General features: G+C 64.1%; 26 protein-coding genes and 1 pseudogene. 12 read left to right on the top strand and 15 right to left on the bottom strand.

Annotated elements, in window-relative coordinates:
- The first annotated feature begins 104 nt into the window (after positions 1–104).
- From AT984_RS10920 to AT984_RS10890, 7 genes are all read left to right on the top strand, one after another.
- Positions 105–713, top strand: a complete 609-nt coding sequence (locus tag AT984_RS10920; RefSeq protein ID WP_058720118.1) for a DUF1294 domain-containing protein — start codon at positions 105–107, stop codon at positions 711–713.
- 8 nt (positions 714–721) lie between these two features.
- Positions 722–2,059, top strand: a complete 1,338-nt coding sequence (locus AT984_RS10915; RefSeq protein WP_082679953.1) for a hypothetical protein — start codon at positions 722–724, stop codon at positions 2,057–2,059.
- Positions 2,056–2,781: a hypothetical protein gene (locus tag AT984_RS10910; RefSeq protein ID WP_058720117.1), complete on the top strand. Its 726-nt coding sequence runs from the start codon at positions 2,056–2,058 to the stop codon at positions 2,779–2,781. The genes AT984_RS10915 and AT984_RS10910 overlap by 4 nt, the downstream gene beginning before the upstream one ends.
- Before the next feature lie 3 nt (positions 2,782–2,784).
- A complete protein-coding gene (locus AT984_RS10905) occupies positions 2,785–5,604 on the top strand; it encodes an ATP-binding protein (RefSeq protein ID WP_058720116.1) in 2,820 nt (939 codons plus the stop codon).
- 51 nt (positions 5,605–5,655) lie between these two features.
- On the top strand, positions 5,656–6,348 hold the full coding sequence (locus AT984_RS10900) for a helix-turn-helix transcriptional regulator (protein WP_058720115.1): 693 nt from the start codon (positions 5,656–5,658) through the stop codon (positions 6,346–6,348).
- A gap of 132 nt (positions 6,349–6,480) precedes the next feature.
- A complete protein-coding gene (locus AT984_RS10895) occupies positions 6,481–6,861 on the top strand; it encodes a VOC family protein (RefSeq protein WP_058720114.1) in 381 nt (126 codons plus the stop codon).
- Positions 6,862–6,920: 59 nt separating this feature from the next.
- A complete protein-coding gene (locus AT984_RS10890) occupies positions 6,921–7,448 on the top strand; it encodes an EVE domain-containing protein (RefSeq protein ID WP_082680331.1) in 528 nt (175 codons plus the stop codon).
- A gap of 41 nt (positions 7,449–7,489) precedes the next feature.
- Here the strand turns inward: AT984_RS10890 and AT984_RS10885 are convergent, their stop codons facing one another.
- Positions 7,490–8,731 (bottom strand): S1/P1 nuclease, encoded by a 1,242-nt coding sequence (locus tag AT984_RS10885; protein WP_082679952.1) that lies wholly within the window; start codon positions 8,729–8,731, stop codon positions 7,490–7,492.
- Between AT984_RS10885 and AT984_RS10880 the strand changes: the two genes are divergently transcribed.
- Positions 8,715–9,914, top strand: a complete 1,200-nt coding sequence (locus AT984_RS10880; protein ID WP_082679951.1) for a TDT family transporter — start codon at positions 8,715–8,717, stop codon at positions 9,912–9,914. The two genes, AT984_RS10885 and AT984_RS10880, sit on opposite strands and share 17 nt — an antisense overlap.
- An 8-nt stretch (positions 9,915–9,922) precedes the next feature.
- Here the strand turns inward: AT984_RS10880 and AT984_RS10875 are convergent, their stop codons facing one another.
- A complete protein-coding gene (locus AT984_RS10875; RefSeq protein WP_058720112.1) occupies positions 9,923–10,369 on the bottom strand; it encodes a MerR family transcriptional regulator in 447 nt (148 codons plus the stop codon).
- A 114-nt stretch (positions 10,370–10,483) separates the two neighbouring features.
- Here AT984_RS10875 and AT984_RS10870 point away from each other — a divergent pair, with 114 nt between their 5' ends.
- Positions 10,484–11,398, top strand: a complete 915-nt coding sequence (locus tag AT984_RS10870) for an MBL fold metallo-hydrolase (protein ID WP_082679950.1) — start codon at positions 10,484–10,486, stop codon at positions 11,396–11,398.
- A 58-nt stretch (positions 11,399–11,456) separates the two neighbouring features.
- Here AT984_RS10870 and AT984_RS10865 read toward each other — a convergent pair whose 3' ends face one another.
- From AT984_RS10865 to AT984_RS10840, 7 genes and pseudogenes are all read right to left on the bottom strand, one after another.
- Entirely contained in the window at positions 11,457–11,879 is a 423-nt protein-coding gene (locus AT984_RS10865; protein ID WP_058720110.1) for a BLUF domain-containing protein, read from the bottom strand.
- 112 nt (positions 11,880–11,991) lie between these two features.
- Complete coding sequence (locus AT984_RS10860) at positions 11,992–13,371, bottom strand: M1 family metallopeptidase (protein ID WP_058720109.1); 1,380 nt, start codon at positions 13,369–13,371, stop codon at positions 11,992–11,994.
- Between the two features lie 41 nt (positions 13,372–13,412).
- A complete protein-coding gene (locus AT984_RS10855) occupies positions 13,413–14,171 on the bottom strand; it encodes an MgtC/SapB family protein (RefSeq protein ID WP_058720108.1) in 759 nt (252 codons plus the stop codon).
- 153 nt (positions 14,172–14,324) lie between these two features.
- Positions 14,325–14,672: an FKBP-type peptidyl-prolyl cis-trans isomerase gene (locus AT984_RS23510; RefSeq protein ID WP_370454859.1), complete on the bottom strand. Its 348-nt coding sequence runs from the start codon at positions 14,670–14,672 to the stop codon at positions 14,325–14,327.
- 30 nt (positions 14,673–14,702) lie between these two features.
- Positions 14,703–15,047, bottom strand: a pseudogene (locus AT984_RS23505) (FKBP-type peptidyl-prolyl cis-trans isomerase); the annotation flags it as partial.
- Positions 15,048–15,049: 2 nt separating this feature from the next.
- Positions 15,050–15,976, bottom strand: coding sequence for a tRNA glutamyl-Q(34) synthetase GluQRS (gene gluQRS / locus AT984_RS10845; RefSeq protein WP_058720106.1), 927 nt, complete (start codon positions 15,974–15,976; stop codon positions 15,050–15,052).
- Between the two features lie 50 nt (positions 15,977–16,026).
- Entirely contained in the window at positions 16,027–17,025 is a 999-nt protein-coding gene (locus AT984_RS10840) for a LysR family transcriptional regulator (protein WP_058722244.1), read from the bottom strand.
- A gap of 149 nt (positions 17,026–17,174) precedes the next feature.
- On the opposite strand from AT984_RS10840, the gene AT984_RS10835 reads away from it, so the two are divergent.
- Positions 17,175–17,909 carry a pirin family protein gene (locus AT984_RS10835; RefSeq protein ID WP_058720105.1) on the top strand — a complete coding sequence of 245 codons (735 nt, stop codon included), beginning with the start codon at positions 17,175–17,177 and terminating at the stop codon, positions 17,907–17,909.
- 50 nt (positions 17,910–17,959) lie between these two features.
- Positions 17,960–18,514, top strand: coding sequence for a flavodoxin family protein (locus AT984_RS10830; protein ID WP_058720104.1), 555 nt, complete (start codon positions 17,960–17,962; stop codon positions 18,512–18,514).
- Positions 18,515–18,641: 127 nt separating this feature from the next.
- On the opposite strand, the gene AT984_RS22955 is transcribed toward AT984_RS10830, so the two are convergent.
- Entirely contained in the window at positions 18,642–18,992 is a 351-nt protein-coding gene (locus AT984_RS22955) for a hypothetical protein (RefSeq protein ID WP_156421987.1), read from the bottom strand.
- A 305-nt stretch (positions 18,993–19,297) separates the two neighbouring features.
- Here AT984_RS22955 and AT984_RS10820 point away from each other — a divergent pair, with 305 nt between their 5' ends.
- The gene (locus tag AT984_RS10820; RefSeq protein WP_058720102.1) at positions 19,298–20,026 is read left to right on the top strand and encodes a DUF599 domain-containing protein; all 729 of its coding nucleotides are present in this window, start codon (positions 19,298–19,300) and stop codon (positions 20,024–20,026) included.
- A 59-nt stretch (positions 20,027–20,085) separates the two neighbouring features.
- Here AT984_RS10820 and AT984_RS10815 read toward each other — a convergent pair whose 3' ends face one another.
- The 5 genes from AT984_RS10815 to AT984_RS10795 form a co-directional block, all read right to left on the bottom strand.
- The gene (locus AT984_RS10815; protein WP_156421986.1) at positions 20,086–20,328 is read right to left on the bottom strand and encodes a hypothetical protein; all 243 of its coding nucleotides are present in this window, start codon (positions 20,326–20,328) and stop codon (positions 20,086–20,088) included.
- Between the two features lie 153 nt (positions 20,329–20,481).
- Positions 20,482–21,249, bottom strand: a complete 768-nt coding sequence (locus AT984_RS10810; RefSeq protein WP_058720100.1) for an ABC transporter ATP-binding protein — start codon at positions 21,247–21,249, stop codon at positions 20,482–20,484.
- A 19-nt stretch (positions 21,250–21,268) separates the two neighbouring features.
- Complete coding sequence (locus tag AT984_RS10805) at positions 21,269–22,384, bottom strand: succinylglutamate desuccinylase/aspartoacylase family protein (protein WP_058720099.1); 1,116 nt, start codon at positions 22,382–22,384, stop codon at positions 21,269–21,271.
- An 8-nt stretch (positions 22,385–22,392) separates the two neighbouring features.
- The gene (locus AT984_RS10800) at positions 22,393–23,079 is read right to left on the bottom strand and encodes an ABC transporter permease (protein ID WP_082680330.1); all 687 of its coding nucleotides are present in this window, start codon (positions 23,077–23,079) and stop codon (positions 22,393–22,395) included.
- Positions 23,079–23,768 (bottom strand): ABC transporter permease, encoded by a 690-nt coding sequence (locus AT984_RS10795; protein ID WP_058720097.1) that lies wholly within the window; start codon positions 23,766–23,768, stop codon positions 23,079–23,081. The genes AT984_RS10800 and AT984_RS10795 overlap by 1 nt, the downstream gene beginning before the upstream one ends.
- Positions 23,769–23,776 lie beyond the last annotated feature (8 nt).

Genomic DNA, 23,776 nt, shown 5'->3' with positions numbered 1-23,776 from the left:
TAAGATTGCCTCCTGAAGGTTGAGAAAAGCCCGCGCAAGCGGGCTTTTTTTCGTTGGAGGATGGCACTCTTGTTGAGTGAATTGAGGCGATGCGAGGCGTGGCAATGCGATTTGAAGGACTGCTGAGTCAATGGGACGATGCCAAAGGCTATGGCTTTATCACCCCCCGGGACGGTGCGCCCAAGCTCTTCGTCCATATCAAGGCCTTCGCCCTGCAGCAAGAGCGGCCCCGGCAGGGCATGGCCCTGAGTTTTGAGGTCGGCCACGATGCCCAAGGCAAGAAGCGCGCGCTCAAAGTCCGGCCCTTTTCCACCAAGGCGCAGGCGCCCAAGCCTGTAGCGGCGCGGCGCAGCGCCAATCATTTGTGGTTGGTGCCGGTTTTTGCTGCGTTTTATTTGGCCTGCCACATCGCCTGGGGCCTGCGGCCCGGCGTGTGGGGTTTGTATATGGCGCTGAGCATGGCCACTTTCATCGTCTATTTCGGTGACAAGCGAGCCGCTGCGCGTAACCAATGGCGGGTGGCGGAAAACACCTTGCATCTGCTGGCCCTGGCCGGCGGCTGGCCCGGGGCCTTGCTGGCTCAGCATCTGCTGCGGCACAAGTCCGCCAAGCCGGGCTTTCGGCGGGTTTTCTGGTTCACCGTGGTGGCCAATTGGCTCTTGTTCGTCTTGATCTGCTCGCCATGGCTGCGGGCCTGGTGGGAGCGGGGATAATCCAATCTATGCGGGAGCCCAACCACCCAGCGAGCGAAGACGAAGCTCGCTTTGAAGATTTTTTTCGCGATGCCGCTGCGCCCAATGAGGCGCAGCTCCTTTGGCAACTAGAACGGCAAGACGCCTTGACGGCAGCGCTGCGCGCGCTGTTTCACGGCCCGGCCAGCTTGGTCAAGCTGCGGGTGTGGGTGTTCATGGAAGTGATGGCCATGCCGGCCTCGCGCATCAGCCGCGAAACCTTCAATCTGCACTTCCACATGCTGCGCGACGAGCCGCTCGAATTGGTGCTCAAGCGCCTGCGCGAGGCCGAGCTGCTGCTGTGGGATGCCTCCAATCAGCAATACGGCGTCACGCCCCTGGCCCAGCAGTTGCTGGGCGTGCTGACGCCCCTGGTCACGGCCAGCGCGCAAGACGCCGACCTCAGCGCCTTGCTGACCAATGTCACCGGCGCCCACCAGCTGGGTACCCTGGACGCGGCGCAGCTGCAGCATTTGCAGGCCCAGCTCTCGCGCTTGTACGACGAGTTTGCCGACGCCATCGCCAGCGGTTCCGAGTTCCATCTGCGCCGTGCCCGCCAGCGTTTCGGGCGGGCGCTCAGCTTGGTGGAAAAGGCCAGCGAAGCGCTTTCGGCCATCATGGTGCAGGCGCAAGAGCAAGGCAATGCCAAGCTGGAGCGGCTGGCGCGCGAATTGGGCCTGGCGCAGGCGCGCTTGTTGGCCATGGCCAGCCAGTTCAACCGTGCGCTGCAGCAGGCCGATCGCCAGCGCGTCACGCTAGGCTCCACCGGCATCACCACCACCGATGTGCGGCGCTGGTTGCAGGGTGTGCACTTCTTGGAAAACCTCAGCTTGGGCGCTTTGTCGCGCCCGGTGCATCCGATCTTTGTGGCCCAGCATGAGTTGCTGGACACCACCGAGGCCGAGTTCGAGCGCGACCGACCCAAGCCGCCCGTGCCCGAAGCCTTGCCCAGTGCGCAGGCCGCCGCCTTGGGCGAGCTTGCGGTGATGAGCCTGCCGCCCGAGATGGGCTTGATGCAGGCCTTGCTGGCGCGCTGGAGCGAGGCCGGTGAGGTCGAGCAAGACCTGGCCCCCGCCGTGCTGGGGGGCAGTTATGCCCGCGCTTCCTACCGCGCCCAGCTGCTGCCTTTGCTGGGTGACCCGCAGGCCCAGCATTTGAGCGGCGCCACCGGCGATATGGCGCGCCAACCTTGGCGCGTGCACTGGTCGGCCGAGCAGGGTGAGATTGACGACGAGCACATCGCCTGGATGAGTACCGGCGTGCTGCGCAGCACCGCCGCTGCTGCCGACCTGGCGCTGCAAGAGAAGAACGAGGACAAATCCGAATGAGTAGTAGTTCAGCCCTGGACGATGCCGCCGCCTTGGCGGCGCAGTTACTGGCGCGCCGCTGGCTGCCGCGCAGCCACCCGCTGGTGCGCCGTGCCTTGATCGACACCGATATCTGGACCGCTTTGGGTGAGCGCCTAGCCGCCGTGGGCCTGCGGGTGATCGACAACCTCTACGCCGACCACATCAGCCTGGCCATGCTGCGCCCGGCGGAAGCCGCCGTGTTCGGCGAAACCGGCCTGGCCGCCAACAACAATCTGGACTTGCCGCGCGACGGCGTGGCCTTGCTGGTGGTGCTGTGGTCGCTGATTGTGTTGCCCAAGCGTCAGCGCCAGGTGGCTCGCGCCGAGGCCAAGGAAGAAGGGCAGGGCGAGTTCTTTGCCACCGACAAGCCGGTGCCCATGGCCATCAGCGTCAGCCCGACGATTTCCTACCGCAGCCTGCTGGCCGACTTCGGCAACCAGCTGGGCAAGAAGATGCGCCTGGACTCCAACCTCAAGCTGCTGGAGCGCAACGGCTTCATCACCCGGCGCGGGGAAGACATTGCCGAAGGCCCGCTGCTGGACTTGCTGCTGGACTACGACACCCTGGCGCCGCGCATCCTTGATGGCGCGCTGGGCGATGTGCTGGCGCGCAGCACCGACCCGCTGGTGGCGCCGGCCCTGGCCACGCTGCGCCAGCCGGAAGAAGTAGAAATCCAACCAGAATCCGATAGCGAGTCCTGATCGATGTTTCACCTGCAATCTCTCGAACTGCTGCATTGGGACTACATCCAGCGCGTCACCATGCCGCTGGACGGCGCCATCATCACCATCGCCGGCCCGAACGGCTCGGGCAAGACCACGCTGCTGGATGCGATGCGTACCTTGCTGGGTCTGGAATGCTCGGGCGGGCGCACCTACAAAACCTATGCCCGCCACGCTAACGCCGAAACCGCTTGGCTGCGCGCCTTGGTGGACAACCGCCCGCGTGGGCGCCAGAACAGCTCGCGGCCCTTTGCCAGCTCGCTGCTGTATGCCGATCAGGTGACCCTGGTCTGCCGCATCGAGCGCCATGGCGGCGACTGGCAGCGCCGCTACATGATGCTGGACGGCGTGGCCGAGGTGGAGGCCGTGGCCGAGAAGGGCGAGAAAGACTGGATGGGCATCGAAGCCTGGCGCCGCCGCCTGGAAGCTGCCGGCCTGACCCGCGCCATCGGCCGCGTGCTGGCTCTGGAGCAGGGCCAGACCGACCGCCTGTGCGAGCTGAGCCCGAAGGAATTGCTGCGCCTGGTGTTCGAGGTGTTTGGCGACCAAGAAGTGCTGGACCGCTACGACCAAGCCCGCAGCCATCAGCAGCATCTGCTCAAGGAAGTGGAGCAGGCGACGCATGAGCTGTCGCATACGCAAGCGCAGCTGTCTGATTTATCTAACCGCGTCACCAGCTACCAGCAGTACCAGCTGCGCCTGCGCGAGCGCGAGCGCCTGGCCACCGAGGTGCTGCCGGTGCTGCAGTGGAGCGAAGCCCGCCAGCGCACCGCCCAGGGCCTGCGCGAGTTGCATCGCCAGCGCTTGTTCGCGCGCGCCGACGAGAACACGCTGGCGCAGCGCCGCGCCGATCTGCTCAAGCTGTTTGAAAGCTCGGCCCAGGCCAAGACACGCCTGAGCGAGATCGAGCAAGAGCGCAAGCAAAATCGCCTGGCCTTCGACGCCGCCCGCGAGGCCGAGCGGCCGATGGAACTGCTGGCCAAGCGCGAGGAAGAGCTGCGCACCCTGGCCGCCGTGGAAGCCGATGCGCAGGAGTTGGCCCAGCGCGTGCAGGACTTGAGCGGTCGCCAGCACAGCCTGCGTGAAAGCTTCACCCGCGCCAACGACCAAAGCAAAAAGGCTCAGGCCGCGCTGGAAGCCCTGAGCGGCCAGCGCCTGCCGCCGCCGCCGGTGGAAGTGACACGCTTCCGCCGTGCGCTGGACGATGCCGGCATTCACCACCATGTGCTGGCCGATTGCATCGACATTGCTGACGAGGCCTGGCGTGCCGCTGCTGAGGGCATGTTGCGGCCCTCACGCTGGGTGGTGGTGCTGCAAAACGCCAAGGACGAAGCACACGCTTTCGCCCTGGCCTCGCGTGAGCGCTACCGGCATTACGTGGTGGCCGAAGCTGAAAGCTTGCCCAGCTCGGTGCCGCCGGACTCGCTGCTGGCCGCGCTGAAGATCAATGCCAAGCTGCCGGCCTGGTTGCTGCGCCAGCTCGGCGCCATTCGCCGCGTGAAGGACACCGAGGCCGGCGCCAAGGCCGGCGGCGAGTGGATCACGCCCGACGCCTACTACCGCGACGGCCGTGGCGGCCGCAGCCTTTGGGTGGAGCCGCGTGAGTTCCAGTTCGGCGTCTCCGCGCTGGAATCGCGCCGCAAAGCGCTGGAAAGCGAGCTGGCCCGTTACGACGCCGAGCTGACCCGCCTGGCCAAGGAACAGGCCGAGGTGGAGCGCCAGTTCAAGGACGCGCAACGCGCCGCCCAAGGCCACAAAGCTGCCCAAGAGCTGGGTGAACGGGCGGATGAATTCGCCGCCTGCCGCGAGCGCCTGCCCGCGCTCAAGCAGGCCCGCATCGAGGCTGCTACCCGCATGTCGGCCTTGGAAGCCGAGCATGACCGCGCGCTCACTCAGCACACCCGCAGCGAACGCGATTACGAGTCCGCCCAGGCCTCGCTGAAAGCCAGCGAAGACAATGTCGGCCGTGTGCAGCGCGAGCATGGCGCCCGCCGCGCCGAATTGGCCCAGGCGGCCAAGGCCTCGAAAGTGGCGCGGGCCAACTTCCCCGCCAGCTGGGTGCAGGCGGCCACCGTGCAAGCCTTGCGCGATGAGTTTGAAAACGCCAAGCAGGCCGAAATTGCCGGCCGCCATGTGCAGGCCGAGCTGGACAATGGCGTGTGGGAAACCGACCCGCAGGTGCAAGACCGCCACGCCCGCATGAGCGTGGCCGTGCTGGAACAAACTGCCCAGCTCGACGACCGACGCGCCAGCAATGAGATGGCCCGCATCGCCGCCTTCAATGCCCGCGAGCGCTATATCGACGTGCTGCGCGCCACCGTGCGCCGCTACAAAAAGAATGTGCAGGAGCTGGGCGAGCTGGCCGGTGTGATCGCTGTGGCCGAGTTGCCGCATCTGGACAACGACGATATGGTCTTGGCGCAAGCCGGCCTGCAAGTGCGCTTCAACTTCGACGGCAAGGGTGAGGTTGGCCTCAACGACGGCGAAGCCTCGGGCGGCCAGCAGGTGCTCAAGAGCTTGATCTTGTTGGTGGGCCTGATGAAGGACGATGACAGCGCCGGCGGCTTCGTCTTCATCGACGAACCCTTTGCCCACCTGGATGTGCGCAATATTCAGCTGGTGGGTCACTTCCTGCGCTCCACCCGTGCCCAGTATTTGCTGACCACGCCCATCACCCACAACGTGGAAGTGTTTGAGCCCTCCGAGATCACCTTGGTGACCAGCAAAAAGGCGCGCGGCGAGCGCTGGGCGCCGCCCATCGCGGTCTTGGCGCGCCGGGCGGAGAAGTCGGTTTACGACTGAGCCGCGGCTCAGTCCTTTCGCCTCCCTTCGCCACACCTCGCCTCGCCCCGCATGTCCCGCGCCGCCCGTTTACTGGAGCTGATGCAAGCGCTGCGCCGCCACCGCCAGCCCGTTGCCGGGGCGGCGCTGGCGCAGCAGTTGGGCATCAGCCTGCGCACCCTGTATCGCGACATCGCCACCTTGCAGGCGCAGGGTGCGCAGATCGAGGGTGAGGCAGGGCTGGGCTATGTGCTCAAGCCCGGCTTTGTGCTGCCGCCGCTGATGTTCAGCGCCGATGAGCTGGAGGCCTTGGTCTTGGGCTCGCGCTGGGTGGCGGGCCGCGCTGACGATGCCGCCTTGGCCGAGGCGGCCCGCAACGCCTTGTCCAAGATCTCCGCGGTCTTGCCGCCCGAATTGCGTTTTGAGCTGGACAGCGCCGCCTTGCTGGTGGGGCCGGGCGAGGCCTTGCCCGGTGGTGATTCCGTGCAGGCGGGCTTGCGCTCGGCGCTGCGCAATGAGCGCAAGGTGTCGCTGAGTTATCGCGACCTGCAGGGCGCGGCCAGCGAGCGCATCGTCTGGCCGTTTGCCTTGGGCTTCTTTGATTCGGTGCGGGTGCTGGTGGCCTGGTGTGAGTTGCGGCAGGCCACGCGGCACTTCCGGCTGGACCGCATCGCCGCCATGCAGGTCTTGCCGGAGCGCTACCCCCGCCCGCGCCAGGCCTTACTGGCCGAATGGCGCGCGCAAGAAGGCATTGCGCCGCAGTAGTGGCCTGATGGGCTCAGCCCGCCCACTCAAATCGTCGTGCGCTGCTGTCAGAAATTGACAGTGCTGGTTTTTACGATGCATGCAGGTCCACAAGCTGTGGTCGCTTCCACATCCCCATCAGGAGTGCATCGCATGAATCAGCAGCCCAATTTCGTTCTGCTCTACGTCGCCAGCCCGGCCGAGAGCGCCGCCTTTTACGCCCGCCTGTTGGGCCGCGCGCCCGTCGAGGTCTCGCCAGGCTTCGCCCTGTTTGCGCTTGATACAGGCCTGAAACTAGGCCTGTGGGCGCGCCAGGAGGTGGCGCCCGCTGTGGAGGGCGCCGCGGGCCATGCCATCGGGGAGTTGGCCTTCGCCCAAGCCTCAATCGCCGACGTTGATGCCATGCACACCACGTGGCGCCAGCAGGGCATTGCCATCATTCAGTCGCCCACGGCGATGGACTTCGGCTACACCTTCACCGCCATCGACCCCGACGGCCACCGCTTGCGCGTGTACGCGCCGGGTGGGCAATGAGGATGGCGGCGCGGCAATTGCCCCAAAGCGCTTGTCTGCCGGGTTTTGAGTTGCCGGTGATGGACGCTAAGCCGGTAGCGGTTCAGCCGCTGGCACCTGCGCACACGCCAACGCCCAGTTCACCGCGCTGCTGGATTGCTGTCGCCAGCGCCGAACATGTGCGGCTGGGACGGGCTCAGGGCTTTATGCAGGTCTGCCACGGCAAAGCCGCGCCGCTGCGGCGTTTGCGCGCTGGCGACCGGGTGGCCTATTACTCGCCCAGCCGCCAGTTCGGCGGCAAGGACAAGCTGCAGTCCTTCACCGCCCTGGGCCGGGTGCTTGAGCGCCCGCCCTATGCCTTTGATATGGGCGGCGGCTTTGTGCCGTTTCGCCGTGATGTGGTTTGGCAAGAGGTACGGGTGGCGCCCATTCAGCCCTTGCTCGACCGGCTTGCGTTTTCACGGGGGCAAAAGACTTGGGGCTATCAACTGCGCTTTGGTCTCTTCGAAGTTAGCGCGCAGGATATGGACTTGATTGCTGAGGCGATGGCGGCTGCGGTAAATGGGCCATTCGCGTCCATGGCGGGCCGACATACGGGATTCGGCTGAACACCTGCTGCCGGCTCGTCTGCGCGGTCAGGGCTATGCGATCAGGGGCTGCCCAGGCTGCTGTTCAGCAGTTCGGCCAGGCGCCGCGCGGACTGGGCGAGTCTTTGAACCACCGTCGTCCTCCATTGCGCGGGATAGCTCGCATCCATGTCGTGGCCTTCCGGATAGAAGCCAGGGCTGCGCATCAGGCGGCAAGACTCTTCTGCCCAGTCTTTGGGTGCACCGCCGCCGAGCGGGGTCTCCGCCCGCACGGCTGACCGCAGCGCGGCGCGGCCCCCCGGCCAATTGCGAATAAGCCCTGAGTCCCACAGTGCGTGCATATCGGTGTCTTGCCCAAATGCTTGCACGGCATACAGCCTGCCGCGCTTGTCATCGGCATAGCCGCCGTGCAATGGCTGGTGGATGTCTCCCACAAAGTGAACCAGGTATTTCAGCGCCACCAGTCGCTGGGCGTCAGGCGCCTTTGAGTGCAGGATGGCGGTCTGGCGTTCGATGGCCGAGACAACGCATTGCCCCTCGGGGCACAAAAACGCTGCCTCATAGCGGCAGTCATTGCCGCGTGGAAAGCTGACGGTGTGCCACTTGGTGTCTGCCGACGACCGCACCTCATCGGCCCAGTTCGCCACCGAGGCCAGCGTGGCGCCTGGCTCGCGTGCGAGTAAGCGGGCGGCCTCCGCCATGGCCTCAGGGCTCAGCTGAGACTCTGCGAGGCTGGCGACCAATTTGTGCCCTTCAACACCCCAGGCGCGTGCCTGCAGCGAAGTCATGGCCGCAGCCCAAAGCACGAGATGGGCGAGGGCCTTGGCGAGCGTGTGGGCGCCGCGCCATGCCTGTTGGCGCACATCCGCGGCCAGGCCAATCCGCATTGCCTGGCCGTCATTGCCCAGGCTGATGGCCGCCTTGCGCACGCTGGGCTTGTCTGCATTGAGAAAATGGCGGCCTTCTCGCGAGAGCAGGGTCCGCTTGATCTCTCGTGCTGAGTTGGCAAGCTTGTAGTGCCAGAAGTGCCCGGTGCGCAGATGCTTGCCCAAAGTGTCAGTGACCCGATCAAGTGCTGAGGGTTCGTCGAGTCGAGGCTTGTTCATCTTCTTGAAGCAGTTTTGGGGCGAGGGACGGTGTGCGCGCGGCAAAAAGGGTGCGGCGGTTTGAGTCAGCGGGACATTAGACTCATGCGCGATTAGGACACTGGCGGCGCATGCCCCGCCACGGCCGCTCGACTCAATCGAATCATTTTCCAACACACTCTTCCTATCAGGAGCCCACAACATGCCTTTGCCGTCCAACCAGGCCGACGCGAGCAACACGAACGAGCCGGCCGGCAGTGGCTTATCCACTGGGTTTGGCCGTTGGGCTGCGGCCTTGTCCTCGCCGATCGAGGGCAAGATCGTGCTGGGCCCCAACTGGTTTGCGTCCGTCATGGGCACGGGGATCATTGCCGTGGCTGCGGCCCTCTTGCCCGTGAAGTTTCCTGGCTTGTTCCTCATCGCCTCGGTCGCCTGGGCGCTGTCCTTGCTGCTCTTGCTGGTCTTGCTGGTGGTGATTCCCGTGCATTGGATTCGGCAGCCCCAGACCTTCAAGGCCATTGCCAACGACCCCATCTCGATCCAGTTTTTCGGCGCGCCTCCAATGGCCTTGATGACCGTGGGCTCAGCCACCTTGCTGGTGGGCTCGCACTATCTGGGCAAAGAAGTCGCGCTGGCCATCGATGCCGTGCTGTGGACCGTAGGTACGCTGCTGGGCTTCATCACTGCGGTGTCCGTGCCTTACCGGCTGTTTACGCAGTTAGGGGTCAGCAATGATGCGGCATTTGGCGGTTGGCTGATGCCGGTCGTTCCGCCCATGGTGTCGGCGGCCGCTGGCGCCTTGCTCATACCCTTTGTGGAGTACGGGGTCTGGCGCGAAAGCATGCTGGTGGTTTGTTACGGGCTGTTCGGCATGAGCTTGATGGCGTCATTGATCATCATCACCATGATCTGGAGTCGATTGGCCCATTTCGGATCCTCCGGCTCGGCGCGGGTGCCCACGCTTTGGATCGTGCTGGGCCCGGTGGGGCAGTCCATCACGGCGGCGAGTGGCTTGGGCATGGTCGCTACCATCGCCATCCCTGAACCCTTTGCCATGGGCTTCAAGGCCTTCGCGCTGGTGTACGGGATACCCATGTGGGGCTTTATCTGGCTCTGGTTGCCGATTGCCCTATTGCTCACCCTTCGCGCCCGCAAGAAGCAAATGCGCTTTGCCCTGACCTGGTGGTCCTTCACCTTTCCCATCGGCACCTGTGTGACGGGAACTAGCCAGCTGGCGCACAACACGGGCTTGCCGCTGTTCCAGTGGGCGGCAGTCGTGCTGTTTGCCTTTTTGCTGTCGGCTTGGCTTTTGGTGCTGATCAAAACCGCCCAGGGCTCCATCAGTGGGAAATTGCTGACCCCGCCCATCGCCAGCCCGTCGCCCAAAGCCATCAAGGGCTAGCGGCGCTGTCAGGGAAGTGGCGGCTTGAAGCTGCGCTTGCGCACAGCGGCACCTGCGCCGCTGCCGCTGTCGGCGGCGACGGCGTCTTCCGTCACCAGCGTGCGCTCGGGCGTGCAGCGCAGTGAGGCAAAAGTGGCGGCCAGTTCGGTCTTGAGCTGCTGCAGTTGCGAGATGTGGGTATCGATCTGCGCCATCTTGGTCTGCAGCTGTTGCTCGATCTCGGCACGGTCCAGCTTGCCCTGCGCCAACAGGGGCAAGATGGCGCGAATCTCTTGCAGCGAAAAACCCAGGGCCTGGGCGCCGCGTATGAAGCGCAGCTGCTCGACCTGGGCGGGCGCATAGCTGCGATAGCCGTTTTCCTGCCGCGCCGCTGCCGCCAGCAAACCCTGCTTCTCGTAGTAGCGCACGGTGTCGGTGGAAGTCTGGCAGGCCCGGGCCAGCTGGCTGATGTTCATGGCGGTGATGAAAAAAGTGCGGGGGCGACTTGACCTTGGAGCATAGACCAATCTTTAAGCTTGGAATTCGTCGTCTCCAACAGACGTCTCCGACAGCTTTTAGGCAAGCCGCCCATGCGAACAATCCTCTTCTTCCTCGTGCACCTATTGATGGCCACAACGGCGCTGCTCAGCCCGGCAAACGCCGCATCAAACCAGGCGCAACGGCCCCCCGAGATCGGCTTTGCCATCGTCAAAACCTCGCGCGTCGCGGTGATGGAGGGGCTGCTGGTGCCGGGCGGCAGTTTCAGCAAACAGATCGACTCCAACTTCTCTGCTTTTTTGATCAAGCACAGGGACGAGTACTTGCTGTTCGACACCGGCATGGGGCGGCAGATTGAGCCGCAGTACCGTGCCGATATGCCGCTGTGGTGGCGGCCATTTTTCAAGTACGAGGCGCCTGTGCTGCCGGCCCGCGAGCAACTTGAACGCGCCGGCATCCCGCCCTTGAGCCGGGTCATTCTGAGCCACAGCCATTGGGACCATGCCGGCGGCATCTTGGACTTTCCGGAGGCGAAGATTGGCGTGGCCGCCGCTGAGATGGACGTGATCAAGCACCCGACGCGCGGCCCCGGCGGCAGCTGGGCCTCGCAGATCGGCAGCGCGTCCATTCAATGGGAATTGCTGAAATTCCAGCCGCAGCCCTATCGCGGCTATGCGCAAAGCCTCGACCTGTTTGGCGATGGCACGGTGGTTCTGGTGCCCATGCCCGGCCACACGCCGGGTTCAATCGGCATGTTCTTGACGGTGGACAGCGGCCAGGTCTACTTCTTCATCGGTGACGTGGCCTGGACGGTCGACGCCGTCAAGGCCGGCGCGCCGAAGTTCTGGGCCGCCGCCGCCCTGGTGGACTGCCATGCCCAGCAAACGCAGAGCAGCCTTGAGCATTTGCGGGACTTGATGCTCAAAGACCCGGCGTTGGTGCTGCTGCCGGCGCACGACAGCGCCACGCAAGATCGCTTGGGCTATTTCCCGCAGTGGATCAAATAGACGCAGCGACGATGGCGTAACGCCGGGCGGGCTCAGGTCCGCCGCGCCTCAAACAGTTCTAGTTGCTCGAACGAAAACTCAGCAGGAATTTGAGGGCTTCGCTTTTGGGATTCACGATCTTGGAGGCGTCGTAGTTGGGGCTAAAAAAGGGGATGCACTCGGGATGCTCCGTCAGCTGGCTGTGGCTCAGGATGCGCAGGCCCATTTTCCAGGCGGAGAAGTCGCGCTCGGCGATGGGCTCACGGAACAACACCATCACATCGTGGTGTCTTCGGTCCCTGTGGATGCGTGCCATCGTCTCGTCCAGCGCGGCGGGGCTGCCTTCCAGAATCTGCAGAAAATTGCCGTCGCTGTACAGCAGCATGCCCGTCACCCCATGGGCGCCGTTGAGGCGGGCGGCTGACTCAAGCAAGCTCTTCAAGGCTTGCTCGCTCAGCAGGCCAGTCGCAGAACTGACATAGGCCAGGTGTTCCAGGGACATGGCAATGACTCCTGTTGAACTCGCGTCGCCACCAACTGGTGAAGACCTGCAGGCAAGACGATCTGGCATGTGGCCAGGTGCAGCGCTCTGTTGGACTCAGTCCGCGAGTCGCTCAATATACCCATGCATCAAACAGCGCCTGCAAGCTGCGGCCGGCCTTGGCTTCCATCGCTGCTTGCAGATCGCTGGTGCGCACCTGGCGGCCGGCATGGCTTTGGGTGTAGTGCTTGAGGCCGGCCCAGAAGGTGGCCTCGCCCAGGTCTTGGCGCAGGGCATGCATGAAGAGCGCGCCCTTGCTGTAGTGGATGGCGCGTTTGAGGCTGAGGTGGGGATAGTCGCCGGGCCAGCTCAGGGGCTTGTCGAAACCGGCGTCCTTGGCGCGTTGCCAGCCGCGGGTGGCGATGTCCATCTCGCGTTGGTAGGCGGCTTCGCCCCAACGTTGCTGCTTCCAGGCGGCGGTCATGAAGACGGTGATGCCCTCGTTGAGCCAGAACCCGCTCCAGCGCTCGCAGCTGATCAGCGTGCCCCACCACTGATGTGCCAACTCATGGGCAATGACCCAGTCCTCCTGCTCGGTTTCCAGAATCGGATCCAGCATGCGGCGGCCGATCAAGGCATAGCTGCTGGCCTCCTGGGCCACGCCGCCGGGCAGCAGCAACTGGCTGTAGCTGGCGTGCGGCAGCGGCAGGCCGGCCTTGGCGCTGAAGAAGGCCAGCATGGCGGGCGTGCTTTTGAACTTGGCCAGCAAGGATGATGCGGGTTGATCGGCCAGGCCCAGGTAGTGCAGGGTGGTTTCGCGCGGTGCTAGGCCTTCTTCGCCATCTCTGCCATCGCGAGCCGGGCTGACTTGCTGGGCATGGGTGAAGTGACCGGCCGCAAACCCCAGGGTGTAGAGCGGATAAGGCTGCGTTTGCTGCCAGCGTTGCAGGCTTGGCGCACTGGGCGCGTGGGTCGGCGTGATTGCTTGGCCGCTGGCCAGGGAACTCATGCCTTCGGGCAAATCCAGCGCCACACTCAGCGAGGCGCGGCCGAGGTCTGAGCCCACGCAGGGCAGCCAGCGGCAGGTGTGGAAGGCGGTGTAGACATAGTCGGCGCCGAACACCAGGCCTTCGCCCGCCCGTGCGCTGTAGTCCAGCGTCAGGGTCAGGTCTTGCCTGGCGGCCAGATCGGGCGGTAGCGTGATCGTCCACGCGCCGTCTTGCTTGTTGGCGGGCAGGGGCTGGCCGTTGACCGAGGCGGATTGGATGTCGAGTTCGGGCGCGTTGAGCCGCAGCAGTGTGTTGGTTTCGGAGCTGGCGTCGGGGGCGCGCTGCAAGCGGACTTTGGCTTGCGCGCTGACGGTTTGCTGCTTGAAGTCGGGGCGCAGCTGCAAGTCATAGCCATGGGCTTGCCATTGAGATTGGGCGTGGGCTTGGGCGGAGGTGGCGAGAAGAAGAACTGCGCTCAGACAGCTGAAATAGGGGGCAAGGAACTTGGGGGCGCGTGGCGTCATCGGCAGCTTGTTGTTGGCGGGGTGGTGAGGTGCAGGTCGTTTCAGTTTCTCGCATGCGTGACGCGGAATTCGGCCACGCCGGGGATTTCGTGCACCCGGCTGGCGAAGCGGGTCAGGGTCTCGCCACCAAAATTGCGTTTGGCGGTGCAGACAAAACGCCATTCTTCGCGCCCGCCCGTCAGTTCGATGCTGAGCGAGCCCGGCGCGAAGCGGAAGCCCAGATCGTTGGAGAACTTGATCAACTCAGCCTGCTGAAACTTGCGCTGCGGCTCGCCCCTGAGCATCACCGCAATGGCCGGGTGCGACGGCAGCAGGGCTTCCAGTTTGGCGCCCCACATCATCAGGCTGGCGCAGAGCAGGGTCAGCATGATGGCGGCGAAGTAAAAGCCCATGCCCAGCAAAATGCCGATCGAGGAGGCGGCCCAGAGCGAGGCGGCGGTGGTCAGGCCGCTGATATTCATGCCCTCCTTCATGATGACGCCGGCGCACAGAAAGCCGATGCCCGTGACCACGCCCTGGATCACCCTTGTGGGGTCTGCCAGCGGCGGCGGCAGGCTGCCGCCTTGCAAGCCGCCGTACCACTGAAGCGGATAGGCCAGCAGGATGATCACGCCGGTGGAGGCCATGCAGACCAGTGCATAGGTGCGCATGCCGGCGGCGCGGCCGTGGTAGGCGCGCTCGTAGCCGAGCACCAGGCCCAGCACCATCGCGCCGACAAGATGGAAGAGCATCAGCACATTGGCCTGCCATTGCTCGGCGGTCCAAAAACGCATCAGGTGCTCAAGGTCGAGCAGGTTCATCAAAGGCCTCCTGCGTTGGCTGCATTAGCTGCACTAGCGGCTTTGATGCTACGCCCGTGCGGGGCCTGAGCGGGCAGAAAAAAGGCCCCAAATGGGGCCTGTTGTGCATGTTGCAGTGCGTGCTGTCATGCGCGCACCGTGTGCCCTGCCGACTTAGACGGCCAGCAAGTCCACTTCGAACAGCAGTGTGGCGTTCGGGGGGATCACGCCGCCGGCGCCGCGGGCGCCATAGCCCAGCTCGGCCGGGATCACCAACATGCGGGTGCCGCCAACCTTCATGCCTTGCACGCCCAGGTCCCAGCCCTGGATGACTTCGCCTTCGCCCAGGCCGAAGCGGAATGGGTCGCCACGGTCTTTGCTGGAGTCGAACTTCTTGCCGCGTGCGCCGTCTTTGTAGAGCCAGCCGGTGTAGTGCACGGTGACGCGCTGGCCGGCCTTGGCCTCGGCGCCTTCGCCCAGTTTCGTATCTTCGAGTTGCAGGCCGCTGTCCAGCGTGGTCAGGTTCAGCGTGATGGGCTCATTGCCACCGCTCACGCCCAGCAGTTCCACTTCAAAAATCAGCGTGGCATTGGGTGGGATCACGCCGCCAGCGCCGCGCGCGCCATAGCCCAGCTCGGGCGGGATCACCAGGGTGCGCGCGCCACCGATCTTCATGCCTTGCACGCCTTCGTCCCAGCCGCGGATGACCATGCCGCCGTCTAACTCGAAGTTGAAGGGCTGCTTGCGGTCCTTGCTGGAGTCGAACTTGGCGCCCTTGACACCGTCTTTGTACAGCCAGCCGGTGTAGTGCACGCTGACGTCATGGCCAGACTTTGCTTCTTTACCGTCGCCGACCACGGTGTCTTCGAATTGCAGGCCGCTGGGGCTGGTGTTCATCGCTATTCCTTTAATGCGGAGCCATCCCGAGGAAGGAGGGATGGCGAGGCGGGCATCATAAATCCTCGCCAGGCATTGAGGGCCTGGGCCAGCACATCGCCCAGCTCGGTGGCGTGCACTTGCAGGCCCAAGTGACCGGCGGCGGTGCGCAGGGCGGCGGCCGGGTCACGCAGATCCAGGGCGGCGGCGCCGTTTTGTTTGGACAGCTTTTCGCCGTTCTCGCCCAGCACCAGAGGCGTGTGCAGATAGCGCGGCCGGGGCAGGCCCAAGAGCTCTTGCAGGCGGATCTGGCGCGGGGTGTTGTCGGCCAGGTCCTGGCCGCGCACGACATCGGTGATGCCTTGCTCGGCATCGTCCACCACCACGGCCAGCTGGTAGGCCCAGAGCCCGTCGGCGCGTTTGAGCACGAAGTCGCCCACTGCCTGGCTCAGGTTTTGGGTTTGCGCGCCCAGGCGACGGTCGAACCAGTCAATCTGCAAATCCTGGCAGGCTTGCTGATCGGCCGTGCTGAGCAAGCGCCAGGCGCGCGCCGGGCGGCCTTGCAGGCCGTGGCGGCAGCGGCCGGGGTAGACCAGCTCGCCATGGCGCTGCGGGCTTTGCTTTTGCATCTGGGCGATCTCGGCCCGGGTGCAGGCGCAGGGGTAGGCCCAGCCGGCTTGCTGCAGGCGGCTCAGGGCTTGCGCATACAAGTCGCCGCGCTGCGATTGCCACAGTGGCGGCGCGTCGGCCAACAAGCCGCATTGGCTCAGCTGCTGCTGGATCAGCTCGGCGGCGCCGGGTGGGCAGCGCGGGCCATCTACATCCTCGATGCGCAGCAACCAACGCCCACCGTGGGCGCGCGCATCCAACCAACTGGCCAGCGCCGCGACCAGGGAGCCGGCATGCAAGGGGCCGGTGGGCGAGGGCGCAAAGCGGCCGACGTAGGGCATGGCGTTCGGTAAAGCTGCAGTGAAAGCGGTAGTCAATGCGGCAGGCCGGCTCAGAGAATCAGCCCTTCGTGCTGTTCCAGCAGCGCCCGTCGGGTAGTGGGGCTGGCCAGCTGTTGCAGCCACCAGCTCAGCGCCCGGCCCGGGGCTTGGCCGCCATTGGCATTGCTGCGCCAGGCGTAATGGGAGGGGAAGCTGCGCCGGCCCTGGTCGGTGGCCATCTGCACCAAGCGGCCAGCTTCCAGATGGCGGCGCACCATGGTGGCGGGCAGATTGCCGCAGCCCAGGCCGCGCAGCAGCGCCTCGAGCTTGGCGGCCATGCTGGGCATGGTCAGCACATCTTGGCCCGGCATGACGTTGAAGGTCATCGGCGCCAGGCTGCGCGCGGTGTCGGCCACGGTGATGACGCGGTGGGCCGCAATCACCTCGGCCGTCAGCGGCTGCGCGGCTTTGGCCAATGGGTGATGGGGGGCGACGCAAAACGCCATTTCCAGATCACCAATCAACTCGCACTGCACGCCGGCGGTGGGTGGCTGCGAGGAGGTGCCAATGGCCAGATCGGCCTGGCCGGAGGTCAGTGCCTCCCAGGTGCCCGACAAAACCTCGGTGCGCAGCTTCAGGCGTGTGGGCGGCGCGGTGCGCTCGCCGGTGGCGCTTTCGCAAGGCAGTTGGTAGAAGGCGTCAATCAGGTCGAACAAGGCGCGTTTGGCGATGGCGTCATCCACCGCAATGGTCAGCTCGCTTTCCCAGCCGGTGGCGATGCGGCGCACCCGGTTGGCCACAGCGTCCATTTCACCGAGCAGGCGGCGGCCTTCGATCAGCAGTTCCTGGCCCGCGGCGGTCAGCACCGCTTGGCGCGAGCTGCGGTCGAACAGCAGCACATCCAGGGCGTCTTCCAACTGCCGCACGCTATAGGTCAGGGCCGAGGGCACTTTGCCCATCTCGCGGGCGGCGGCCGCAAAGCTGCCGTTTCGCGCGATGCTGTCCATCATGGCCAAGGCTTCCGGCGAGAGGGCGCGGCTCTTGGGGGTTTGTGAAAGGCTGTGGGACATGGAGGTGCTGCTGGAGGCCATACCTTCATCTTATTTGAATGTAGTCATCAAGCGGCTGCAGCCGCCACCCGGGTGCGCAAACCTACAGTGAGTTCATCGCAACACGCGCTGACAAGCAAGCAAGCGCAACAAGCTGGAGGCCACAAGCCATGATCGAACTCATCAAATCATCTGAACGCGGCTACGCCGATCACGGCTGGCTGAAGTCGCACCACAGCTTTTCCTTCGCCGACTATCACCACCCCCGGCGCATGGGCTTCGGCGCTTTGCGTGTGATCAACGAAGACCGCATCGCGGCCGGCACCGGTTTTGGCACGCACGGTCACCGCGATATGGAAATCATCAGCTATGTGCTGGCCGGCGAGTTGGCGCACAAGGACAGCATGGGCAATGGCCAGGCGAATGCCCAAGGCGCAGGCCATGCCGACGGTGTGATCCGCCCCGGTGATGTGCAGCGCATGAGTGCCGGCACCGGCGTGATGCACAGCGAGTTCAACCACGCGAAAGGTCAGGAAACGCATTTCCTGCAAATCTGGATTCAGCCCGACCAGCGCGGCATCAAGCCCAGCTACGAGCAAAAGCACTTCCCTGTGGAGCAAAAACGTGGCGCGCTGCGCCTCGTGGCCTCACCGGACGGTGCCCAGGGCTCCGTGCAGATCAATAGCGATGCCCGCCTGTACGCCGCCTTGGTGGATGGCGCCGAGCAGCTGAGCCTGCCCTTGGCCTCCGGCCGCCTGAGCTATGTGCACCTGGTGCGCGGCAGCTTGCAAGTCAATGGCCAGAGCCTGAGCGCTGGTGATGCCGTGCAACTCAGCCAAGAAGCTGAAGTGCAACTGAGCCAGGGCGTTGACGCCGAGGTGCTGGTGTTCGACCTGGCAGCGTGATCAAGGTACTTCCCCTTCAACCCAACCCAACTCACTCTGAGAGTAGAACCATGAGCAAAATCGTTGTTGTGTTTCACAGTGGCTACGGCCACACCAAGAAGATCGCTGAAGCCGTGGCGCAGGGCGCCGATGCCAGCTTGGCGGCCATCGACGCAGAAGGCAATTTGAGCGAAGCGGACTGGGCCAGCCTGGCCGCCGCCGACGGCATCATCTTCGGCACGCCCACTTATATGGGTGGCCCGTCCTGGCAGTTCAAGAAGTTTGCCGACGCCTCCAGCAAGGTCTGGTTCGGCCAAGGCTGGAAGGACAAGATGACGGCCGGCTTCACCAACTCGGCTTCGCTCAACGGTGACAAGTTCAATACCGTGCAGTACTTGTTCACCCTGTCGCAGCAGCATGGTGCAGTCTGGGTTGGCGCGGGTGTGTTGCCCTCCAACAGCAAGGCCGCGACCCGCGACCTGCCCAATAGCCTGGGCTACAGCACCGGCTTGCTGACGAGCACACCTTCGGACGCTTCGGTGGACGAAATGGTGCCCGGTGACTTGGTCAATGCCCATGCCTTCGGCCAACGTGTGGCCGCGGCCGTGGCGCGCTGGGCGAAGTGATTTAAATAGTGCTGTAACAGGCACTGTGAGAGACGTCTTGAGCAGCGTCTGCGCGCTGCCTCAGCCTGTTGGCGCCAGCAGGCCTTGATGCGTGGCAACGCTATTCAACAAGGCCTGCCCAAGGCGCTCAGTTTTGCAGGGCGCAGCCGTTCTCGCAGCCTTCGCCGAAATAGTTCAGGCTAGGTACTTTGGACTTGGCCTTTGACGTTGATGGCTTATGGACGTCTGACTTCATGTTCTTGCGCTTGAAGGCGGAGCAGTCATAGAGCGAGCCATCGGCGCCGGGCGCGTCCATGCAGTTCGCGTAATTGATGTCGCCAGCGCTGGCCATGCCGGCGGAGGGCGGATGACGCTCCATTTGCCGTTGTATCGCGAGGCCGGCCGCGTCGCTGGGCGGTTTTGCTTGGGCGATCGGCGCGTTGCCGACAAGCAGGGCAAGGGCGGTGAGGGAGTGAATTGCAAGGCGTACGACTGACATGGCAATCTCCTGATTCAAAAGCACTCGCCGACAAGCGGGGGCTTTGAACAAGGAGAATTCTTAAAAGTTCAGCTGCCGCCGTACAGGGAACTAGTTACGCCCGATTGTTCTTGAATTCCACGGATGTTCACTCGTCAAGCCCTAACGAGCGCCTTATGCGGGCCGGCAAAGCCGTGCTGGTTTTGGCCCAATGCGGGCAGGCCTAGCTGAGCACTGTGGCCATGCCGGCGCATTCATCTCGCCAGCCATTTGGATCTCACCTCAAGTTCAATTTGAGCGAATACGCCGCTAGTAAAGTTGAGGGCATGAAAGCATTGCTCACTGTCCTGAATTTTTTGCCCGCCGTTGACTGGCTGGCCCTGCTGGTGTTTTTTGTCGGCTGGATTGGCTACGCCGCATTTGCCAAGCGGCAGAGCCAGTTCGAAGGCACTTTGCTGGCCGCCACCAATCGGGAACGCCGCCGCTGGATGCTGCAAACCACCTACCGTGAGGTGCGGGTGATCGACGGCGTGGTGGTGCAGAACCTGTCCACCAGCCCTTCGTTTTTTGCCTCCACCACGATTCTGATCATCGGCGGCTTGCTGGCCAGTTTGGGCGCGAGTGAGAAGGCGACCGAGCTGGTGCATGAGCTGCCATTTGCGGCCCGCACCTCTAACCTGGTGTTCGACCTCAAGCTGGTGCTGTTGATCGGCATTTTTGTCTATGCCTTTTTTCGCTTCACCTGGAGCATGCGCCAGTACACCTTCGGCGCCTTGCTGGTGGCGGCTGCGCCGTCATCTGAGGCCTTCATCGAGCAAAACCTGTCCCGCGAAGATTTCGCCGACCGCGCCGGCCGCCTGATGGGCATGGCCGCCGAGACCTTCAATGACGGCCTGCGCGCTTACTACCTGGCCTTTGCCGCCATTGCCTGGTTCTTCTCGCCCTGGGCCTTCATGGCCGGCACCTTGGGCGTGCTCTTCGTGCTGTATCAGCGCGAGTTCCGCTCCGATGTGCTGGCGGTTTTGCAGAGCGACGAGCCGCGCAGCCAGAAATGAAAACTGCCCGCCTGGTTGAACAGGCGGGCAGTGGTGGTGAGTTGGCAGGGGCTTCAGCTTTACTTGACCGATCCGAGCTGCTCCAGCTTTTGTTGGCGCAGTGCTTCACGCGCAAATTCCTGGTCAGCCGGCGTGACGGGCTGCGCGCCCTTGCGCGGCAGGCGCGAGCCGGTGACATAGGACTTGTCGTCAAGATTGCTGTCGCTGTTCACGGCGACAGCGGTGCTGCTGCAAGCCGACATCGCGGCCGTGAAAACGGCCAGCAGGCTCAGGCCGATAGCCCGGTGCTTGAGAATGTTCATATTCATTACCCTCGATGAATGCAGTCTGCGCCCTTGGATTTCGGCAAGTGGGGCTGACAGACTCTGACTGGGACCTTGCTGATTGTTCGTGGATTTTGTCCGCGAACACAGGGCCCCGTCAGCACGGGTAAACCTAGGCCACAGCCTAGGGATTTACTTCAAACCACCGCTCAAAAACTGCTGCAAACGCTGACTTTTCGGCTTGAGCAAGACTTCGCGCGGATTGCCTTCTTCTTCGACCCGGCCCTGGTGCAGGAACAAGGTGTAGTTGGAGACTTCACGGGCAAAGCCCATTTCGTGGGTGACCACAATCATGGTGCGGCCTTCCGCGGCCAGGTCACGCATGACCTTGAGCACCTCGCCCACCAATTCGGGGTCCAGTGCCGAGGTGGGCTCATCAAACAGCATCACCTCGGGGTCCACGGCCAGGGCGCGGGCAATGGCCACGCGTTGCTGCTCGCCACCGGAGAGCTGCGCGGGGTAGACATCTTTGCGATGCGACACGCCCACCCGCGCCAGCAAGGCCTCGGCCTTGGCAATCGCCTCGGCGCGCGGCTGGCCCAGCACGTAGATGGGGGCCTCAATCACGTTCTCCAGCACCGTGCGGTGACCCCAGAGGTTGAAGTTCTGGAACACCATGGCCAGGCGCGAGCGCCAGTGCTGCAATTGCTTGGCATCGGTGGCTTTGAGGCTGCCGTCGCGGTCGCGCGCGAGCTTGAGTACTTCGCCATTGAGCGAGAGCTTGCCCTCAAAGGGTTGCTCCAGCAAATTCAGGCAGCGCAAGAAGGTGCTCTTGCCCGAGCCGCTGGAGCCGATCAAGGTGATCACATCGCCTTTTTTGGCCGACAGGGAAACGCCCTTGAGCACCTCGCGCTCACCGTAGCGCTTGTGCAGGTCCTCAACAATCAAACTGGCAGTCATGGTTTTGCTTCTCGTTCTTTCAAGCACTCAGCAGCTTGCCGGTGCGCGTGGCTTCTTTGCCGGCCACCTTGGCCACGTTCATGCCGGCCGTGGCAAAACGCAGGAAGTCGCGGGCGAAGAAGAGGCCGTCCACCGGGCTCTTCAGCTCGGTCACGGTGGCCGAAATGGGGCAGATCACATGGGCCAGCACATCGCCGGCCTGCACCGTTTCACCGACCTCACGCAAAAAGCTCAGCACGCCGGTCGTCGTGGCCTTGATGGGCATGCTGCCGGCCAGGGGGCGGGCGTCGCCCACGGCTTCGGGAAGAGCCGGGCTGTCACCACTGATCAGGCCGCGATGGGCCAGGAAGTCGATGATGTTCTGGGCATCTTGCTCGGCCAGCGTGTGCGTCACATCGACGGCGCCGCGCAGTTCAACCGTGACCGACAAGCAGGCTTGCGGAATGGCAAAGCGCTCGCCGAACTTGGCTTTGAGCTTCCACCAGATTTGCGAGCAGGCTTCGTCAAAGGGGTTGTCGCCTGAATCCTGGGCCAGCAGGGTGACGCGTGAGCGGAGGAAGCGCGCCAGCGCATCGCACTCGGGCCAGCAAGGCGTTTCGGTGTAGAGGTGCATGACGGCCTGAGCGTCGCAATGCAGATCGAGCACGATGTCGGCATCGCAGCTCAAGCTCATCAAGATGCGGCGCTGTGACTGCAACTCGGTGTGGGCCGGCGAGGCGTCCACGGCTTTTTTTAGCTCACGCCGTATCACTTTGACGTTATGCGCGGCGTCACCGTTCAACTCGGCTTCGACAGCTGCCGCCACCGCTTCGGTTTGCTCGGGGTAGTGGCGGTTGAAGTTCTCGCCCGTCTGGGTCTCGAAGCGGCCCATATGCATGTACAGCAGATGCTGGGACAAGCCGATGGGGTTGGCCATGGGCACCAGAATCACTTCGCCGCTGATGCGGCCAGCGGCCTGCAGGGCGTCGAGCTTTTTGCGCAGGTGGTAAGCCACCAGCATGCCGGGCAATTCGTCGGCATGCAGCGAGGCCTGGATATAGGCTTTTTGCCCGCCTGTTTGACCGTAGTGCAGCGAGATCAGCTCGCGTTGCGTGCCGGGGGCGGGGGATATCAGGCGATGGGTTTGGATGGCCATTTTCGTTTTCAACGGGGCATCAGGGGCTTGAGCCATTTGGCCTCGGCCTTGTGGAACAGCGCCACCAGGACCAGGGTCAGCAGGAAGTAGAAGCAAGCCGCGGTGATGAAAGCTTCGAAGGGGATGTAGTGGGTGGCGTTGACGCGCCGTGCCGCACCGGTGAGGTCAAGAATCGTCACGATGCTGGCCAGCGCCGTGCCGTGCAGCATGAAGATGGCCTCATTGCTATAGGCCGGCAGGGCGCGGCGCAGGGCCGAGGGCAGCACGATGCGGCGGAACATCACCCAGCGGCTCATGCCGATGGACTTGGCCGCTTCGATCTCGCCCGCGGGCAATGCGCGGATGCTGCCGGCAATGATCTCGGTGGTGTAGGCGGCGGTGTTGAGCACAAAGCTCAGGCAGGCGCAGAACCAGGCCGAGCTCAGATAGGGCCAAAACACGCTCTCGCGCACCGCCTCGAACTGGGCCAGGCCGTAGTAAATCAGGAAGAGCTGTACCAGCATTGGGGTGCCGCGGAACACATAGGTGTAGACCCAGATCAGGCGCGAGATCCAGCTGCCCTGCAGGCTGCGTAGCACGGCCAGCGGAACGGCCAACAGCAGGCCCAGGCCCAGGCTGATCAGCAGCAGCTGCAGCGTGGCCCAGGCGCCGCTGAGGTAGAGCGGCAGGTTGTCGATGATGGTGTCGAAGGCAATCACAGCACACCTCGGCGCACGCCAGTGGAAAAGCGCTTTTGCAGCCAGTTGAACAGCAGTTCCGACAAGCTGGTGAAGGCCAGATAGATCAGCGCGACTGCCAAGTAGAAGACGAAAGGCTCGCGGGTGGCGCCGGCCGCTTGCTGGCCGCGCGTCATCAAGTCATGCAGGCCGATCACCGAGACGATGGCCGTGCTTTTGATCAGCACCAGCCAGTTGTTCGACAAGCCCGGCAAGGCATGGCGGAACATCTGCGGGAAGGTGATGCGCCGGGCGATCTGCCAGTTGCTCAGGCCAAAGGCCAGGCCAGCCTCGCGCTGCCCGGGCGGCACGGCCAAGAAGGCGCCGCGGAAGGCTTCGGTCAGGTAGGCGCCGAAGATGAAGCCGATGGTCAGCACACCGGCCACATAGGGATTGATGTCGATGTAATCCTCATGCCCCATGGCCATGGCGATGCTGTTCACCGCGACTTGGCCGCCGTAGAAGATCAGCAGCATCAGCACCAGGTCCGGCACGCCGCGGATCAGCGTCGTGTAGAGCTGGGCGACGCCGCGCGCCAGCCGCCACTTCGACAGTTTGGCCAGGGCGCCCAGCAGCCCCAGAATCATTGCCATCGCCAAAGAGGCCAGGGCCACGCTCAGCGTGACCCCAGCGCCCTCAAGCAGGCTGGGTAAAAAGCCATGCAGCATGTTTAAAC

The organism is Paucibacter sp. KCTC 42545 (genome assembly GCF_001477625.1).
In the GTDB taxonomy this organism is placed as follows: domain Bacteria; phylum Pseudomonadota; class Gammaproteobacteria; order Burkholderiales; family Burkholderiaceae_C; genus Paucibacter_A.
This window is presented reverse-complemented; position numbering and strand designations above follow the sequence as displayed.

What these genes read in the sequence shown, in the direction of transcription:
- AT984_RS10835 (WP_058720105.1), top strand. Translation starts at nt 17,175, where the DNA reads ATGATCGAACTCATCAAATCATCTGAACGCGGCTACGCCGATCACGGC.
- AT984_RS10910 (WP_058720117.1), top strand. Translation starts at nt 2,056, where the DNA reads ATGAGTAGTAGTTCAGCCCTGGACGATGCCGCCGCCTTGGCGGCGCAG.
- AT984_RS10875 (WP_058720112.1), bottom strand. Translation starts at nt 10,369, where the DNA reads ATGAACATCAGCCAGCTGGCCCGGGCCTGCCAGACTTCCACCGACACC.
- AT984_RS22955 (WP_156421987.1), bottom strand. Translation starts at nt 18,992, where the DNA reads ATGTCAGTCGTACGCCTTGCAATTCACTCCCTCACCGCCCTTGCCCTG.
- AT984_RS10905 (WP_058720116.1), top strand. Translation starts at nt 2,785, where the DNA reads ATGTTTCACCTGCAATCTCTCGAACTGCTGCATTGGGACTACATCCAG.
- AT984_RS10920 (WP_058720118.1), top strand. Translation starts at nt 105, where the DNA reads ATGCGATTTGAAGGACTGCTGAGTCAATGGGACGATGCCAAAGGCTAT.
- AT984_RS10795 (WP_058720097.1), bottom strand. Translation starts at nt 23,768, where the DNA reads ATGCTGCATGGCTTTTTACCCAGCCTGCTTGAGGGCGCTGGGGTCACG.
- AT984_RS10880 (WP_082679951.1), top strand. Translation starts at nt 8,715, where the DNA reads ATGCCTTTGCCGTCCAACCAGGCCGACGCGAGCAACACGAACGAGCCG.
- AT984_RS10870 (WP_082679950.1), top strand. Translation starts at nt 10,484, where the DNA reads ATGCGAACAATCCTCTTCTTCCTCGTGCACCTATTGATGGCCACAACG.
- AT984_RS10900 (WP_058720115.1), top strand. Translation starts at nt 5,656, where the DNA reads ATGTCCCGCGCCGCCCGTTTACTGGAGCTGATGCAAGCGCTGCGCCGC.
- AT984_RS10890 (WP_082680331.1), top strand. Translation starts at nt 6,921, where the DNA reads ATGGACGCTAAGCCGGTAGCGGTTCAGCCGCTGGCACCTGCGCACACG.
- AT984_RS10855 (WP_058720108.1), bottom strand. Translation starts at nt 14,171, where the DNA reads ATGAACCTGCTCGACCTTGAGCACCTGATGCGTTTTTGGACCGCCGAG.
- AT984_RS10860 (WP_058720109.1), bottom strand. Translation starts at nt 13,371, where the DNA reads ATGACGCCACGCGCCCCCAAGTTCCTTGCCCCCTATTTCAGCTGTCTG.
- gluQRS (WP_058720106.1), bottom strand. Translation starts at nt 15,976, where the DNA reads ATGCCCTACGTCGGCCGCTTTGCGCCCTCGCCCACCGGCCCCTTGCAT.
- AT984_RS10915 (WP_082679953.1), top strand. Translation starts at nt 722, where the DNA reads ATGCGGGAGCCCAACCACCCAGCGAGCGAAGACGAAGCTCGCTTTGAA.
- AT984_RS10810 (WP_058720100.1), bottom strand. Translation starts at nt 21,249, where the DNA reads ATGACTGCCAGTTTGATTGTTGAGGACCTGCACAAGCGCTACGGTGAG.
- AT984_RS10820 (WP_058720102.1), top strand. Translation starts at nt 19,298, where the DNA reads ATGAAAGCATTGCTCACTGTCCTGAATTTTTTGCCCGCCGTTGACTGG.
- AT984_RS10805 (WP_058720099.1), bottom strand. Translation starts at nt 22,384, where the DNA reads ATGGCCATCCAAACCCATCGCCTGATATCCCCCGCCCCCGGCACGCAA.
- AT984_RS10830 (WP_058720104.1), top strand. Translation starts at nt 17,960, where the DNA reads ATGAGCAAAATCGTTGTTGTGTTTCACAGTGGCTACGGCCACACCAAG.
- AT984_RS10865 (WP_058720110.1), bottom strand. Translation starts at nt 11,879, where the DNA reads ATGTCCCTGGAACACCTGGCCTATGTCAGTTCTGCGACTGGCCTGCTG.
- AT984_RS10815 (WP_156421986.1), bottom strand. Translation starts at nt 20,328, where the DNA reads ATGAACATTCTCAAGCACCGGGCTATCGGCCTGAGCCTGCTGGCCGTT.
- AT984_RS10840 (WP_058722244.1), bottom strand. Translation starts at nt 17,025, where the DNA reads ATGTCCCACAGCCTTTCACAAACCCCCAAGAGCCGCGCCCTCTCGCCG.
- AT984_RS10895 (WP_058720114.1), top strand. Translation starts at nt 6,481, where the DNA reads ATGAATCAGCAGCCCAATTTCGTTCTGCTCTACGTCGCCAGCCCGGCC.